Here is a 12,722-nt window from a genome sequence, read left to right on the forward strand (position 1 = left end):
TGTGCGATGTGGGATCAAAATAGGGCCGTCTGCAGCGGCCAGTCCGGGCGCGGCGGTAGCCCGTCGATAGCGGCCTGGGACAGGGCATTCCACAGGAACTGCGCCTGCTGCGGCGCATCGCGGCAGTCCGGCGTATGGATAAACAGGTAGGGGGTAGTCTCCCGGCTCCAGGCCTGCAGGCGCGGCAGCCACGGCTGCAGCCAGCGCAGATTATCCTCGGGGCTGTCCCCGCCGACAAAGCGCACCATCGGTGCGTCGGCGGTTATCAGCGCGTGCGCCGGCAGGTGCGGCTTTTTACGCTGGGCCTCGCGTACGGCGTGGCTGTGGGGCAGGGCGTGGTGTACCGGCCGGCTGTCGAGGAGAACCCGATTGACCGCGCGCTGCCGCAGGCCGCGGTTAAGCTCGCGCTCGGCGTCGCCTTTAGCGAAGAAGGCCGGGTGGCGTACCTCGACGCCGTAGCGATAGCCGCGCGGCAGCGCGTCGAGAAATGCCCATAGGCGCGAGAGATGCTCGGGACCACAGGCGGCCGGCAGCTGTAGCCAAAGTTGCCCCAGCCGCTGATCCAGTGGTTGCAGCGCGCGGTAAAAAGCGCCAATCTGTTGATCGCAGTGCAGGAGCGCCGCCTGATGGCTGATGGCGGACGGAAACTTAAAGCAGAATCGGAACCCGTCATGGGTCATATCGCGCCAGCGGCGTACCAGCGCCGGCGTAGGCAGGGCGTAAAACGTGGTGTTGCCTTCCACGCAGTTAAAGTGGCGGCTATAGTCGGCCAGGTCATGCAGGCCTATCTTTGCCCACGCCGCGTGTTGCCACTGCGGCAGCCCCAGGTAGAACATGGCGTACTCCGTGGTGATGGTTGGTAAAATATAACATAAACATAACAACTTAGGCAGAGGATGTCAGATGGCGAGAAACAGTGCAAAGTGCGCGCGCGCTCTTATCGCAGCGGGGAATTTCCAGTATAATAGCCCCCTTTTTTCACCAAGCATGTAAATCCGCCCGAGCTATGCCGATCTACGAATACGTTTGTAGCGACTGCAATCATCATCTAGAGAAATTGCAAAAAATGTCCGATGCACCGCTGGTTGATTGCCCGGCGTGCGGTCATCCTGCCCTGAAAAAACAGATTTCAGCCGCTGGTTTCCAGCTAAAGGGGACCGGCTGGTACGCGACCGACTTTAAGCCACGTACCGACAAAACACCGTCTTCAACAGAGCGCTGCGCAGGCAGCTCGTGTCCGGCCGGTTGTCCGGGCGCGGCGTCGGCAAAATAAATTAAGAAAGCCAAAGGATATCGTTATGCGTACTAATTATTGCGGGCAGTTGAATCTGTCCCATGTGGGCCAGGAAGTGACCCTGTGCGGTTGGGTACACCGCCGCCGTGATTTGGGCGGTCTGATCTTTATCGATCTGCGCGACCGCGAAGGGGTGGTTCAGGTGTTCTTCGATCCGGATCATCAGGATGCTTTCCGCCAGGCCTCTGAGCTGCGTAACGAGTTTTGCGTGCAGATCACCGGCACCGTGCGTGCGCGCCCGGAGAGTCAGCGTAACCGGGATATGTCCACCGGGGATATCGAGGTCTTCGGCAACGGTCTGAACATCATCAACCGTGCTGAGCCGCTGCCGCTGGACTTTAACCAGACCAACAGCGAAGAGAACCGTCTCAAGTATCGCTATCTGGATCTGCGTCGCCCGGAGATGGCCGAGCGTCTGAAGACCCGCGCCAAAATTACCGCCTTCGTGCGCCGCTTTATGGACGGACACGGCTTTCTGGATATCGAAACGCCGATGCTGACCAAGGCGACGCCGGAGGGCGCCCGCGATTACCTGGTGCCGAGCCGAGTGCATAAAGGCAAATTTTATGCGCTGCCGCAGTCGCCTCAGCTGTTTAAACAGCTGCTGATGATGTCCGGCTTTGACCGCTACTATCAGATAGTGAAGTGCTTCCGCGACGAAGATCTGCGCGCAGACCGTCAGCCAGAGTTCACCCAGATCGATGTGGAGACCTCTTTCATGAGCGCCGAGCAGGTGCGTGAGATCATGGAAGCGCTGGCCCGCGCGCTGTGGATGGAGATCAAAGGGGTTGATCTGGGCGACTTCCCGGTGATGACCTTTGCGGAGGCGATGCGCCGCTTCGGCTCAGATAAACCGGACCTGCGTAACCCGCTGGAGCTGGTCGACGTGGCCGATCTGGTTAAAAACGTAGACTTTAAGGTCTTCTCCGGCCCGGCTAACGATGCCAAAGGGCGGGTGATCGCGCTGCGCGTACCGGGCGGGGCGACCCTGACCCGTAAGAATATCGATGAGTACGGTCAGTTTGTCGGCATCTATGGCGCCAAAGGGCTCGCCTGGATGAAGGTCAACGATCGCGCCGCCGGTATGGAGGGCGTGCAAAGCCCTATCGCCAAGTTCCTTAATGATGAGGTGCTGGAGGCCATTCTGGCGCGCAGCGGCGCGCAGAGCGGCGATATCATCTTCTTCGGCGCCGACAGCGCCAAGGTAGCGACCGATGCCATGGGCGCGCTGCGTCTGAAGGTGGGGCGCGATCTGCAGCTGACCGACGAGTCACGCTGGGCCCCGCTGTGGGTGGTCGATTTCCCGATGTTCGAAGAGGACGGCGAAGGCGGTCTGGCCGCGATGCACCACCCGTTCACCTCGCCGCGCGATATCAGCCCGGAGGCGCTGAAGGCCAATCCGGTCGGCGCCATCGCCAACGCCTACGATATGGTGATGAATGGCTATGAGGTGGGCGGCGGCTCCGTGCGTATTCACAGCGGCGCCATGCAGTCTGCGGTCTTCGATATTCTGGGGATCAACGAGCAGGAGCAGCGCGAGAAGTTCGGCTTCCTGCTGGATGCGCTGAAGTTCGGCACCCCGCCGCACGCCGGCCTGGCGTTTGGCCTGGATCGTCTGGTGATGCTGCTGACCGGTACGGAGAATATCCGCGACGTGATCGCATTCCCGAAAACCACGGCGGCGGCCTGTCCGCTGACCGACGCCCCGAGCCGCGCCAACCCAGCGTCGCTGCAGGAGTTGTCCATCGCCGTCTGCGCCAAACAGGGCAGCGACGAGTAATGGCCTATAAGCGTCCGGAATCCATCCTGGTGGTGATCTATGCCCGCCAGGGGGGACGGGTGCTGATGTTGCAGCGGCGCGACGATCCCGATTTCTGGCAGTCGGTAACCGGCAGCCTGGAAACGGGAGAGTCGCCGTCGCAGGCCGCGCAGCGTGAAGTAAAGGAAGAAGTGGGTATCGACATCGTCAAGGAGCATTTGACGCTGACGGACTGCCAGCGCTGCGTGGAGTTTGAACTGTTTGCGCACCTGCGCCATCGCTATGCGCCCGGCGTAACGCGTAACCTAGAGCATTGGTTCTGTCTGGTCATCCCCGCGGAGCGGGCGATCCCGCTCAGCGAACATCTGGCCTACCGTTGGCTGGATGCCGCAGGCGCGGCCGGACTGACCAAGTCCTGGAGTAATCGGCAGGCGATCGAACAGTTCGTACCTTGATTACGTGCCTGTACGGGCGGCCATGCTGGCCGCTCGCATTGATTACAGGCGTGCATATTGACTATTTTAGGGCCTTTGCGCCTTTAGCGGAGATTTATATGGCAGGTCATAGTAAGTGGGCCAACACCAAACATCGTAAGGCTGCGCAGGATGCCAAGCGCGGTAAAATCTTTACCAAGATCATTCGCGAGCTGGTGACCGCCGCCAAGCTGGGCGGCGGCGATCCGGACGCAAACCCGCGTCTGCGCGCGGCCGTTGATAAGGCGCTGTCCAACAACATGACCCGCGACACCCTGAACCGCGCCATTGCGCGCGGCGTGGGTGGCGATGACGACGGCAACATGGAAACCATCATCTATGAAGGCTACGGCCCGGGCGGTACCGCGGTGATGGTGGAGTGCCTGAGCGACAACCGTAACCGTACGGTATCTGAAGTGCGTCACGCCTTTACCAAGTGCGGCGGCAACCTGGGTACCGATGGCTCCGTGGCCTATCTGTTCACCAAGAAAGGGGTGATCTCCTATGCGCCGGGTCTGGATGAAGATGCGGTGATGGATGCAGCGCTGGAAGCCGGTGCCGATGACGTGGTGACCTATGACGACGGCGCCATCGATGTATACACCCCGTGGGAAACCTTCGGCCAGGTGAAGGATGCGCTGGATGCCGCCGGTCTGGTCGCCGAGTCGGCAGAGGTCTCCATGATCCCGTCGACCCAGGCCGACATGGATGCGGATACCGCGCCGAAGCTGCTGCGCCTGATCGATATGCTGGAAGACTGCGATGACGTGCAGGAAGTGTATCACAACGGTGAAATCTCCGATGAGGTTGCGGCTACTCTGGAATGAGTATCATCCTCGGGATTGACCCCGGCTCGCGGATCACCGGCTACGGCGTGATCCGCCAGCAGGGACGGCAGCTCGAGTATATCGGCAGCGGCTGCATTCGCACCGGCGTCGACGATCTGCCTACCCGTCTTAAGCTGGTGTACGCCGGCGTCAGTGAAATCATCACGCAGTTCAATCCCGACTGCTTCGCCATTGAGCAGGTTTTTATGGCGAAGAACGCCGATTCGGCGCTGAAGCTGGGGCAGGCGCGCGGCGCCGCCATCGTGGCGGCGGTGAACCGTGACCTGCCGGTATTTGAATACGCGGCGCGGCAGATCAAGCAGACGGTGGTGGGCAACGGCGGGGCGGAAAAGGCTCAGGTGCAGCATATGGTGCGCTCGCTGCTGAAGCTGCCGGCGAACCCACAGGCGGATGCCGCCGATGCGCTGGCCGTGGCGATCACCCACTGCCACGTCAGCCAGAACGCGCTGCGCATCAGCAGCGGCCGGCTGAATCTGGCGCGGGGACGTTTGCGCTGAGCGCACCGCGCGGCAATGTGCGCCGTGTGGAGAGGGCGGGAGATACCCGACGCTTTATTACAGGCTGGATATTCATCCAGCCTTTTTTATGGTATAAGCGGAGGGATTATTTGACTGAGACAGAGAGGGTGTGCGCGTGATTGGTCGCCTCAGAGGAACTATTCTGGAAAAGCAGCCGCCGCAGGTGGTGCTGGAAACCCACGGCGTCGGCTATGAGGTGCAGATGCCGATGACCTGCTTTTATGAACTGCCGCAGGTTGGCAGTGAAGCGGTGATCTTTACCCACTTCGTGGTGCGCGAAGACGCCCAGCTGCTGTACGGGTTCAACAATAAGCAGGAGCGCGCGCTGTTCCGCGAACTGATCAAGGTCAACGGCGTCGGGCCCAAGCTGGCGCTGGCGATCCTGTCCGGGATGTCGGCGCAGCAGTTTGTCGCGGCGGTTGAGCGTGAAGAGGTCGCGGCGCTGGTCAAGCTGCCGGGCGTGGGCAAGAAAACCGCCGAGCGGCTGGTGGTCGAGATGAAGGACCGCTTCAAGGGGCTGAGCGGCGATCTGTTTACCCCGACGGATGACCTGCCGCCGAGCGCCCAACCGCAGGCCCAGGCGGATGCCGAGGGCGAGGCGGTTGCCGCGCTGATCGCGCTGGGCTACAAGCCACAGGAGGCCAGCCGCCTGGTGAACCGGGTGGCGGTGGCCGGCGCTGACAGTGAAACCCTGATCCGCGACGCGCTGCGCGCGGCGCTGTAATAACCCTGGAGAGCACGGGATGATAGAAGCCGATCGTCTGATTGCCGCTGGTGCCCAGAGCGAAGAGGAGTCCCTCGATCGCGCCATTCGGCCGAAGACCCTGGCCGACTACGTTGGTCAGCCGCAGGTGCGCGGGCAGATGGAGATTTTCATCAAGGCGGCCAAGCTGCGCGGCGATGCGCTGGATCACCTGTTGATTTTCGGGCCGCCGGGGCTGGGAAAAACCACGCTGGCTAACATCGTCGCCAATGAGATGGGCGTTAATCTGCGCACCACCTCGGGGCCCGTGCTGGAGAAAGCGGGCGATCTGGCGGCCATGCTGACCAATCTGGAGCCGCACGATGTCCTGTTCATTGATGAGATCCATCGCCTGTCGCCGGTGGTGGAAGAGGTGCTCTATCCGGCAATGGAAGACTACCAGCTGGATATTATGATCGGCGAGGGGCCGGCGGCGCGCTCGATCAAGATCGATCTGCCGCCCTTTACGCTGGTCGGCGCGACCACGCGCGCCGGATCGCTCACCTCGCCGCTGCGCGACCGCTTTGGCATCGTGCAGCGCCTGGAGTTTTATCAGGTGGCCGATCTGCAGCATATCGTCGGGCGTAGCGCGCAGTGTCTGGGGCTGACGCTGACGGAGGAGGGGGCGCTGGAGGTGGCGCGCCGCTCGCGCGGTACGCCGCGTATCGCCAACCGTCTACTGCGTCGGGTGCGCGACTTTGCCGAGGTGTGCGCCGATGGACATATTGACGGTAAGGTCGCGGCGCAGGCGCTGAATATGCTGGATGTGGATGCGGCGGGCTTTGACTATATGGATCGCAAGCTGCTGTTGGCGGTGATCGATAAGTTTATGGGCGGGCCGGTCGGGCTGGATAACCTGGCGGCGGCGATCGGCGAGGAGCGCGAGACTATTGAGGACGTGCTGGAGCCGTATCTGATCCAGCAGGGGTTCATACAGCGTACCCCGCGCGGGCGCATCGCGACCGCCCATGCCTACCAGCACTTCGGTATCGATCGCGCAGAATAAGCGCGGTTATAAAAAATCCCGTTACCCGCGACGCGGGAACGGGATTTTTTTGTGCCGATGCCAGGTTCAGGCGCTCTGGCGACGCCCGAGGCTGAGGATAAACAGCAGGGCGGCGCACAGCACCACCGACGGTCCCGCCGGGGTATCATACCAGGCGGAGAACGCCAGACCGCCGCTGATGGCCAACAGGCCGGCCAGCACGGCGCCGGCCGCCATTTGCTCCGGGGTGCGGGCAAAGCGACGGGCGGTCGCCGCCGGAATGATCAGCAGCGAGGTGATGATTAGCGCGCCGACAAACTTCATCGCCAGGCCGATGGTCAGGGCGGTGGTCAGCATCAGCAGCAGCTTCACTCGCCCCAGGGCGACACCGTCAACGTGGGCAAGCTCCGGGCTGATGGTCATCGACAGCAGGGCGCGCCATTGCCACAGCAGCAGCGCCAGCACCAGCGCGACGCCAAGCGCTATCATCACGACATCCTGGTAGGTTACCGCCAGCAGATCGCCGAACAGGTAGGCCATCAGATCGACGCGGACGTTGGACATCAGCGCCACCACGACCAGCCCCAGCGAAAGCGCGCTGTGCGCCATGATGCCCAGCAGGGTGTCAATGCCCAGCTGGGGGCGGCGCTCCAGCCAGACCAGCATACAGGCCAGCAGCAGCGTGACGGCGATCACCGCATAGAACGGGTTTACATCCAGTAATAGGCCGAAGGCAACGCCGAGCAGCGAGGCGTGGGCGAGGGTATCGCCAAAGTAGGACATGCGTCGCCATACCACGAACGATCCCAAGGGGCCCGCCGCCAGCGCCAGCAGCGCGCCGGCCAGCCAGCCGGGCAGCAACAGTTCAATCATCGGCCTCTCCGCTGCGTGTCTTGAGAATAATTTTACCGCACAGATCGTGGCGGTGGTTGTGGTGGTGGCGATAGACCGCCAGCTGCTGGGCGCCGTGAGCGCCGAACATGGCGATAAACTGCGGGTGGCTGGCGACTGTCTCAGGGGTGCCGGAGCAGCAGATATGCTGGTTCAGGCACAGGACGTCATCGGTTTTCGCCATCACCAGATGCAGATCGTGCGACACCATCAGCACCGCGCAGTTAAGCTCATGGCGTAGGCGGTCGATCAGATCATACAGCGCCAGCTGACCGTTGACGTCTACCCCGGCGGTCGGCTCATCCAGCACCAGCAGATCCGGGGTGTTGAGCAGGGCCCGCGCCAGCAGTACACGCTGATTTTCGCCGCCGGAGAGCTTCTGCATCGGCTGCTTGAGCAGGTGCCCGGCCTGCACTCGCTGCAGCGCCGGCAGCACGTCCTGGCGCTTTACGCCGGGGCGCAGACGCATGAAACGCTCGACCGTCAGCGGCAGGGTGGCGTCCAGATACAGCTTCTGGGGAACATAGCCAATCGTCAGCCCCGAGCGGGTGGTGCGTTCGCCACGCGTGGGCGTGACCAGCCCCAGAACGACGCGCACCAGGGTGGATTTACCGGCGCCGTTGGGGCCCAGTAGGGTCAGGATTCGCCCGCGCCGCAGCGTGAGGGAGACGTTGTCCAGTACATCGCGGCTCCCGAAGCGCACGGCGACGTGCTGCAGGGTGATCAACGGTAGATTATCTTGCTGTGACATGGTTACGGCATATTGCACTATGAGTGGAATGTTATAATATAACGTTTCATCAAACGTTACGCAGGGAATTTTGTCATGATACCGCAAAAAAATATAATTAAACGCACGCTTATTGCTTCCGCGCTGTCGCTGTGTGCGCTGGCGGGCAGCGCGCAGGCTGACGTGGTGACTTCGGTTCGACCGCTGGGTTTCATCGCGGCGGCGATTGCCGACGGCGTGATGCCGACGCAGGTTCTGCTGCCTGACGGCGCTTCGCCCCACGATTATGCGCTGCGTCCCTCGGATATCAAACGATTGCGTGACGCTGACCTGGTGGTATGGATAGGTCCGGAAATGGAGAGTTTTCTTGAAAAACCGACTCAACAGCTAGAAAATAACAAAAATCTTATTCTCAGCACCCTGCCGGGCGTGCGTAGTCAACTCATTGCGGGGGATGATGATGATGATCACGATCATCATACTTCGCAGCGCGAAAATCATGCGGAAAATTCCGATTCTTCCGGGTCACATATTGTTACAAATGGCGCCGGCGCTGGCTTGGAGAGCGATCACGATCACGATCACGGTCAATATAATATGCATATTTGGCTCTCTCCGGCGATAGCGAAACAGGTGGCGATTGCGATTCATGACCGATTAGTGCAACGAAGCCCACAAAATAAAGACAAACTGGATGTCAACCTACGTAAATTCGAGCAACAACTTGAGCAGACAGAAAAGAAAGTTGGTATCATGCTGCGGCCTGTGCAGGATAAAGGGTATTTTGTCTTTCACGATGCCTATGGTTACTTCGAGAAAACCTTTGGCCTGACTCCGTTGGGGCATTTCACGGTCAATCCCGAGATACAGCCTGGCGCACGGCGCTTACACCAAATTCGAACACAGCTGGTTGAGCAAAAAGCGGTTTGCGTTTTTGCTGAGCCACAGTTCAGGCCAGCCGTTATCTCGGCGATTGCGCAGGGGACCCCTGTTCGGCAGGGTACGCTAGATCCCCTGGGAAGCGCGATCCCACTGAGTGCGGACAGCTATATGGTCTTTTTGACCACGCTGGCGCACCAGTATTCAAGCTGCCTGAAGGGAGATTAAGAGGAAAATCCGAGTGCAGCAGATAGCGCGTTCTATCGCTCAGGCATACAGTAACTTGCCCCGCCCCCACCGGGTGATGCTGGGATCCCTGAGCGTTGTCACCCTGGCTGTCGCCATCTGGCAGCCTTTTGTCTACCACCCTCGTGCGGTGGAGGTCGACACCTCGAAAAGCGTTTTGCTGGAGACGCCGCCGCTCAGCGCGCTGGCGCCTGAGGCCAGCGAGCCCCTCGATCAGCCTGCGCCGGAAGACGAGGTGCCCAAGGATGAGATCGACGACGGCAGCGATGATGCCAGCAGCCACGACTACGTGGTCTCCAGCGGCGATACCCTGGGCAGCATCCTGACCCAGTATGGCGTCGATATGTCCAATGTCTCGGCGCTGGCCAAGCAGTACCCCGCGCTGCGGAACCTGAACGTCGGGCAGACCCTGACCTGGCAGGTTAACGATGCCGGTACGCTGCAGAAGCTGACCTGGGAGGTCTCTCGTCGCGAGAGCCGGGTATATGAGCTGGGCAGCAACGGGTATAAAGAGACGGTAGAAAACCAGCAGGGCGAGTGGAAAAACCGGGTGATCACCGGTACGCTCAACGGCAGCTTTGTGGCCAGTGCTCAGGCAGCGGGGCTGAACCGTAGTGAGATTAATACGGTTATCAAGGCGCTGCAGTGGCAGATGGATTTCCGCAAGCTGCAGAAGGGCGATCGTTTCTCGGTGCTGCTGTCGCGTGAGATGCTGGACGGCAAGAGCGCGCAGAGCCAGATCTTAGGGGTGCGCCTGCGCAGCGGCGATAAAGACTATTATGCTATTCGCGCCGAAGACGGTAAGTATTATGACCGTCAGGGCGCTGGGCTGGCCAAAGGCTTCATGCGCTACCCGACCAGCAAACATTTCCGCGTCAGCTCCAACTTTAATCCACATCGCCTGAACCCGGTGACGGGTCGCGTTGCGCCCCATAAAGGGGTCGACTTCGCCATGCCGGTCGGCACGCCGGTGCTGGCGGTCGGAGACGGCGAGGTGGTGATCGCCAAGCGCAGCGGCGCCGCGGGGAACTACGTGGTGATCCGCCACGGTCGTCAGTACACGACCCGCTTTATGCACCTGAAGACGATCCTGGTGAAGCCGGGTCAGAAAGTGAAGCGCGGCGATCGCGTTGCGCTCTCCGGTAACACCGGTCGTTCGACCGGGCCGCATCTGCACTATGAGTTTTGGGTGAATAACCAGGCGGTCAACCCGCTGACGGTGAAGCTGCCGCGCTCCGACGCCCTGACCGGCAAAGAACGCAGCGGGTTCCTCGCCCAGATGCGTGATGTCGTGCCTCAGCTGCAGCTGGACTGAGCCTCGACGCAGGATAGCGCGTCACCGTAAGCCCGCCTCGGCGGGCTTTTTATATGTGCCGCTCGTCGTTGCCCAGGGTTTCACCGGTCGTCCCGTTCGGGGCGGGGGCAGTTTTTTTTGTCTGCCAAATGGCTACAATTTCCAGCCATCCCACGCGTCATTCGCATGGGGATCATAAAAGAGTCCACTGATGCAACAAGAGACCAAATCAAACGCTGAGTTTATTCCGCGCTTTCGCGCCGCTTTCCTCTCGCCCCGTTATTGGGGCGTCTGGCTGGGGATCGCGCTGATGGCGGCGATGGCCTTCCTGCCGCTGCGCCTGCGCGATCGAATGATCGGCGCCGTAGGCCGCCTGGCCGGCCGCCTGGCCAGCGGCGCGCGCCGCCGCGCGCGCATCAATCTGATGCTCTGCTTTCCGCAGATGGATGCGCATCGGCGTGAGGAGATTATCGATACGATGTTCGCCCGCGCGGGGCAGTCCATGTTCCTGATGGCTGAGCTGACCCTGCGCGGTCCGCGGCGTCTGCTGCGTCATACCCACTGGCACGGCGGCGAGATCATTGAGCAGGCGCGCCAGCAGGGGGAGAACGTGATTTTCTTGGTGCCCCATGGCTGGGCCGTCGATATTCCCGCCATGCTGTTGGCCGCCGGTGGGCAGCCGATGGCCGCTATGTTCCATAATCAGAAGAACCCGCTGGTTGACTATCTGTGGAACCGTGCGCGCCGCCGTTTTGGCGGGCGCCTGCACGCGCGTAACGATGGCATCAAACCGTTTATCAGCTCGGTGCGTAAAGGCTACTGGGGATATTATCTACCCGATCAGGATCACGGCGCAGAGCACAGCGAGTTTGTGGACTTTTTCGCCACCTATAAGGCCACATTACCTGCCATCGGGCGGCTGATGAAGCTGTGCCGGGCGCGCATCATTCCGCTGTTTCCGGTGTATGATGGCGTTCAGGGGCGGCTGGACATCTATCTTCGCCCGCCGATGGACGACATCGCAGGACAGGATGACGCCTATATTGCCCGGCGGATGAATCAGGAGGTGGAGCTGCTGATGGGGGAACATCCGGAGCAGTACACCTGGATCCTGAAGCTATTGAAGACGCGCAGGCCGGGGGAGATAGAGCCCTATTGCCGCCAGGATTTATGATGCGGTGCGGCCTGCTCCGCTGAGCACAGGCCGCGGAATTGAAGGGAATAACATGAGTCTTGGCGTTCTTGCGCTGCTCTGCGTGTGCGGGGCGGCGACCAGTTTGCTTTCCGCGCTGTTTGGACTGGGGGGCGGTATCGTCCTGGTGCCGGTGCTGCACGTCTTGTTTCCCCACTGTGAGGTGCAGCTGCTGGCGGCCACGTCCCTCAGCGTGGTAATGCTGACGGCGTTTATCAACGTGCTGGCGTTTTGGCGTCAGCAGGCCCGCCCCGATACCCGCCTGCTGATCTGGTGGGCACTGGGCGTCAGCGCCGGTATGCAGCTGGGGGTACACATCAGTTTCCTGCTGCCGGGGAAAGCGATTCTGCTGATCTTTGCCGCCATTCTGCTGCTGATGGCGCTGCGTAACCTGCGCCGCCCGCGCCAGGTCGCCGCGACGGCGATGTCGCCCCGCTGTACGCGCAACCGCGGACTGGGGCTCTGCTTCGCGGGGGGAACCGTGGCCGGTATCACCGGGCTGGGCGGCGGCTCGGTGCTGGCGCCGCTCCTCTCCCTGCTACCCGCCATACCGCGGCGGCAGGTGGCGGTCTACTGTAACTGGCTGCTGCTGTTGGGCAGCGCGGTGACGGTGACGACCTACCTGCTGCGCACCCCGCCGACGGGGGCCGTCTTGCCCGGCGACTGGCAGTTTGGCTATGTCAATCTGAGCGTGGTGCTGCCGGTGTTTAGCTGTGCGCTGCTGACGCAGCCGTTGGCGATGCGCCTGCGCCGTCAGATGAGCGAGGCGCGGCAGCGTCAGGCGTTTTCGGCGGTGCTATCGGGTATGGCGCTGTTTATTGTGCTGACGCTGTAGGGCGCCGCCGGCGAAGGCAGGATGAAAAACGGGGGC

14 protein-coding genes are annotated in these 12,722 nt (G+C 61.5%); 11 read left to right on the top strand and 3 right to left on the bottom strand.

Going from position 1 to position 12,722, the window contains the following annotated elements; all coding sequences use genetic code 11:
- Window positions 1-14: 14 nt before the first annotated feature.
- Complete coding sequence (locus BRD58_RS07535) at window positions 15-836, bottom strand: DUF72 domain-containing protein (RefSeq protein WP_015461349.1); 822 nt, start codon at window positions 834-836, stop codon at window positions 15-17.
- A gap of 170 nt (window positions 837-1,006) precedes the next feature.
- Here BRD58_RS07535 and BRD58_RS07540 point away from each other — a divergent pair, with 170 nt between their 5' ends.
- The 7 genes from BRD58_RS07540 (at window position 1,007) to ruvB (ending at window position 6,640) form a co-directional block, all read left to right on the top strand.
- Window positions 1,007-1,273 carry an FmdB family zinc ribbon protein gene (locus BRD58_RS07540; RefSeq protein WP_015461350.1) on the top strand — a complete coding sequence of 89 codons (267 nt, stop codon included), beginning with the start codon at window positions 1,007-1,009 and terminating at the stop codon, window positions 1,271-1,273.
- Between the two features lie 25 nt (window positions 1,274-1,298).
- Window positions 1,299-3,074: an aspartate--tRNA ligase gene (aspS, locus tag BRD58_RS07545; protein ID WP_012848288.1), complete on the top strand. Its 1,776-nt coding sequence runs from the start codon at window positions 1,299-1,301 to the stop codon at window positions 3,072-3,074.
- The gene (gene nudB, locus BRD58_RS07550) at window positions 3,074-3,508 is read left to right on the top strand and encodes a dihydroneopterin triphosphate diphosphatase (protein WP_069578478.1); all 435 of its coding nucleotides are present in this window, start codon (window positions 3,074-3,076) and stop codon (window positions 3,506-3,508) included. The genes aspS and nudB overlap by 1 nt, the downstream gene beginning before the upstream one ends.
- 98 nt (window positions 3,509-3,606) lie before the next feature.
- Entirely contained in the window at window positions 3,607-4,353 is a 747-nt protein-coding gene (locus BRD58_RS07555; protein ID WP_015461351.1) for a YebC/PmpR family DNA-binding transcriptional regulator, read from the top strand.
- Window positions 4,350-4,871, top strand: a complete 522-nt coding sequence (ruvC, locus tag BRD58_RS07560) for a crossover junction endodeoxyribonuclease RuvC (protein ID WP_012848291.1) — start codon at window positions 4,350-4,352, stop codon at window positions 4,869-4,871. Before BRD58_RS07555 ends, ruvC begins: the two co-directional genes overlap by 4 nt.
- A 136-nt stretch (window positions 4,872-5,007) precedes the next feature.
- Entirely contained in the window at window positions 5,008-5,616 is a 609-nt protein-coding gene (ruvA, locus tag BRD58_RS07565) for a Holliday junction branch migration protein RuvA (protein WP_034168285.1), read from the top strand.
- Window positions 5,617-5,635: 19 nt separating this feature from the next.
- Window positions 5,636-6,640 (top strand): Holliday junction branch migration DNA helicase RuvB, encoded by a 1,005-nt coding sequence (gene ruvB / locus BRD58_RS07570; protein ID WP_069578479.1) that lies wholly within the window; start codon window positions 5,636-5,638, stop codon window positions 6,638-6,640.
- Window positions 6,641-6,706: 66 nt separating this feature from the next.
- Here ruvB and znuB read toward each other — a convergent pair whose 3' ends face one another.
- Both znuB and znuC read right to left on the bottom strand, forming a co-directional pair.
- Window positions 6,707-7,492 (bottom strand): zinc ABC transporter permease subunit ZnuB, encoded by a 786-nt coding sequence (znuB, locus tag BRD58_RS07575; RefSeq protein WP_012848294.1) that lies wholly within the window; start codon window positions 7,490-7,492, stop codon window positions 6,707-6,709.
- Window positions 7,485-8,261 carry a zinc ABC transporter ATP-binding protein ZnuC gene (gene znuC, locus BRD58_RS07580; RefSeq protein ID WP_041692740.1) on the bottom strand — a complete coding sequence of 259 codons (777 nt, stop codon included), beginning with the start codon at window positions 8,259-8,261 and terminating at the stop codon, window positions 7,485-7,487. Before znuC ends, znuB begins: the two co-directional genes overlap by 8 nt.
- Before the next feature lie 75 nt (window positions 8,262-8,336).
- On the opposite strand from znuC, the gene znuA reads away from it, so the two are divergent.
- The 4 genes from znuA (at window position 8,337) to BRD58_RS07600 (ending at window position 12,686) form a co-directional block, all read left to right on the top strand.
- Window positions 8,337-9,347: a zinc ABC transporter substrate-binding protein ZnuA gene (gene znuA / locus BRD58_RS07585; RefSeq protein WP_012848296.1), complete on the top strand. Its 1,011-nt coding sequence runs from the start codon at window positions 8,337-8,339 to the stop codon at window positions 9,345-9,347.
- A 13-nt stretch (window positions 9,348-9,360) separates the two neighbouring features.
- Window positions 9,361-10,680, top strand: coding sequence for a murein DD-endopeptidase MepM (gene mepM, locus BRD58_RS07590; protein WP_012848297.1), 1,320 nt, complete (start codon window positions 9,361-9,363; stop codon window positions 10,678-10,680).
- A 190-nt stretch (window positions 10,681-10,870) separates the two neighbouring features.
- Window positions 10,871-11,833, top strand: coding sequence for a lauroyl-Kdo(2)-lipid IV(A) myristoyltransferase (gene lpxM, locus BRD58_RS07595; RefSeq protein WP_073382133.1), 963 nt, complete (start codon window positions 10,871-10,873; stop codon window positions 11,831-11,833).
- Window positions 11,834-11,885: 52 nt separating this feature from the next.
- Window positions 11,886-12,686, top strand: coding sequence for a sulfite exporter TauE/SafE family protein (locus BRD58_RS07600; protein WP_012848299.1), 801 nt, complete (start codon window positions 11,886-11,888; stop codon window positions 12,684-12,686).
- Window positions 12,687-12,722 lie beyond the last annotated feature (36 nt).

Origin of the sequence: Edwardsiella piscicida (assembly GCF_001896205.1) — a bacterium.
Lineage (GTDB): Bacteria > Pseudomonadota > Gammaproteobacteria > Enterobacterales > Enterobacteriaceae > Edwardsiella > Edwardsiella piscicida.